Origin of the sequence: Ruminococcus callidus ATCC 27760, assembly GCF_000468015.1 — a bacterium.
GTDB lineage: Bacteria > Bacillota > Clostridia > Oscillospirales > Ruminococcaceae > Ruminococcus_C > Ruminococcus_C callidus.
The window spans coordinates 1-1,997 of record NZ_KI260503.1; the positions used below are offsets into that span (position 1 = coordinate 1).

Here is a 1,997-nt window from a genome sequence, read left to right on the forward strand (position 1 = left end):
CCCCTCCCCTTTCAGGGGAGGCTATCATGAAATTCGTTTGTCAAGCGTTTATCACTGCAATTTATTCAGCGTTTCCATAGGGTTCACCCCAGTCCCTCCGCCTGTGCAAAGGTCATGCCGTCATGGAGTGCCATGTTGAGGGCACACGCCAGCAGATCGCCGGCGTGGTCGATCAGCCGGTCGATGTCCCGTGGCGTGACCATCATGTTGGGGCGATCCTTGGGAACGCTTTTGCCGTAGATGCCCTGTACGGCGGTGTGGAGGTCTACCACAGTGGGAATCCCCAGTGCGATCACCGGCACCCCCAGCGTCCGGCGGGAGAGTTCCGCACGGTGATTTGCCACGCCGCTGCCGGGGGAAATGCCGCTGTCACTCATCTGAATTGTCGTGCCCAGTCGGGAGAGTTCCGCACACGCCAGAGCATCTACCGCCACCACTGCCGCCGGCCGGATCTGTTTGCAGACCGCTTCGATCAGTTCTGCCGACTCCATGCCGGTCTGCCCCAGCACACCGCCGGCAAGCACACAGACTGGCCGCAGTTCCGGTAGATAGGTGAGTTCCTCCGCAGTGAGGGCGGTGCGGAGGTGCCGCGTTGCCAGCACTTTCGAAGCGACGCGGGGACCCAGAGCGTCTGGCGTAATGGCACGGTTTCCCAGCCCTGCCAGAAAAACACAGCCCTCCTGCGGCAGAAATTTTCCCAGTTCCGCGGCGAGCTCCTCTGCCATTTCCTGATAGTTGGCACTGCTGCGGGAAATGGCAGGGGCTTCCAGTGTGACATATCGTCCGGCAGGCTTTCCGATAGGGGCACCGCAGACATCATTCTTGATGCGGATCTCTGTGACGGAAAAGGCGTTCCCACGGGTTTCCTGTGTGACCCCCGGCAGACTGGGGGCGGCGGCGGTGCGTTCGACGGCTAGGTCGGTGCGAATTGGCTCCATGTGGCATAACCTCCTGTGTTTTTGTGCAAATTGCTGGCTTTTCACGCGAAAAAATTGTGGCGTTCCTTGAAAATACCTATTGCATTTTCGGACGGGCTGTGTTATAATAGAGTTTAGTCACGGCGTTCTGATAAGAATGCCAGCATTTGGTCGTTCCAATTGCGGGGAAGTTTCCCCACGAAATGACAGTACCGTGTCAATGCTGTCATTAGTGTATGACGTACAGAATCCGGTGATTCGAGGGAATTCTACCCATTATTTTTGATTGTAAAAAAGGAGATCTGAACTATGCCGAATATTCGTTCTGCTAAGAAGCGTGTAAAAGTAAGTGCAACCAAGACTGCTGCCAATAAGGCTCGCAAGTCTAACCTGAAGACCATGATCAAGAAGGCTGACGCAGCTTGTGCAGCAAATGCTGCTGACAAGGAAACTGCTGTACGCGTTGCCATCAAGCGTGTCGATCAGGCTTGTGCAAAGGGTCTGATGCACAAGAATGCAGCTGCTCGTAAGAAGTCCCAGCTGGCAAAGAAGCTGAACGCTGCAAAGTAAGCGAAAGCGAATTCCATTTTGCAAAGAGAAAGAGCGTATGCCCGATGTGGGTGTACGCTCTTTTTGTACTTTAAAGCGGCAGTCCGAAACTGACTTGCAGGGCGTGGTCTACCCGTGTCATGGACGGTTCGTCCAGCTCGCCCATGCGGTCTTTCAGCCGCCGTTTGTCCAGTGTGCGGATCTGCTCCAACAGCACCACGCTGTCCTTGGTCAGTCCGCAGGTGGCTGCCTGCACGTCGATGTGGGTGGGCAGCTTGGCTTTTTCCCGCCGGCTGGTGATCGCCGCCGCAATCACGGTGGGGCTGTGCCGGTTTCCGACATCGTTTTGCACAATAAGTACCGGTCGGACACCGCCCTGTTCAGAGCCGACAACGGGGCTCAGGTCTGCATAATAAATTTCGCCACGCTTGACCAGCATGGGGAATCCCTCCTTTATCTGTCAAGGCAATGCCGCACAGGTCTTGTGCAGTATTGCCTTAGGGCAACACCGCACAAAGAGCGTCTGGCGAC

The 1,997-nt window shown here is 56.0% G+C and carries 3 protein-coding genes; 1 reads left to right on the top strand and 2 read right to left on the bottom strand.

The genetic code is table 11. The annotated features are described in order from the left end of the window. Positions 1–83 precede the first annotated feature (83 nt). Positions 84–938: a GPR endopeptidase gene (gene gpr, locus RUMCAL_RS13870; RefSeq protein WP_021683658.1), complete on the bottom strand. Its 855-nt coding sequence runs from the start codon at positions 936–938 to the stop codon at positions 84–86. 288 nt (positions 939–1,226) lie between these two features. Between gpr and rpsT the strand changes: the two genes are divergently transcribed. Next, the gene (gene rpsT / locus RUMCAL_RS13875) at positions 1,227–1,487 is read left to right on the top strand and encodes a 30S ribosomal protein S20 (protein ID WP_021683660.1); all 261 of its coding nucleotides are present in this window, start codon (positions 1,227–1,229) and stop codon (positions 1,485–1,487) included. Between the two features lie 70 nt (positions 1,488–1,557). Here the strand turns inward: rpsT and RUMCAL_RS13880 are convergent, their stop codons facing one another. Continuing rightward, a complete protein-coding gene (locus tag RUMCAL_RS13880) occupies positions 1,558–1,905 on the bottom strand; it encodes a type II toxin-antitoxin system PemK/MazF family toxin (RefSeq protein WP_021683661.1) in 348 nt (115 codons plus the stop codon). Positions 1,906–1,997 lie beyond the last annotated feature (92 nt).

Coding starts and splice junctions, on each gene's coding strand:
- gpr (WP_021683658.1), bottom strand. CDS start 938: ATGGAGCCAATTCGCACCGACCTAGCCGTCGAACGCACCGCCGCCGCC.
- rpsT (WP_021683660.1), top strand. CDS start 1,227: ATGCCGAATATTCGTTCTGCTAAGAAGCGTGTAAAAGTAAGTGCAACC.
- RUMCAL_RS13880 (WP_021683661.1), bottom strand. CDS start 1,905: ATGCTGGTCAAGCGTGGCGAAATTTATTATGCAGACCTGAGCCCCGTT.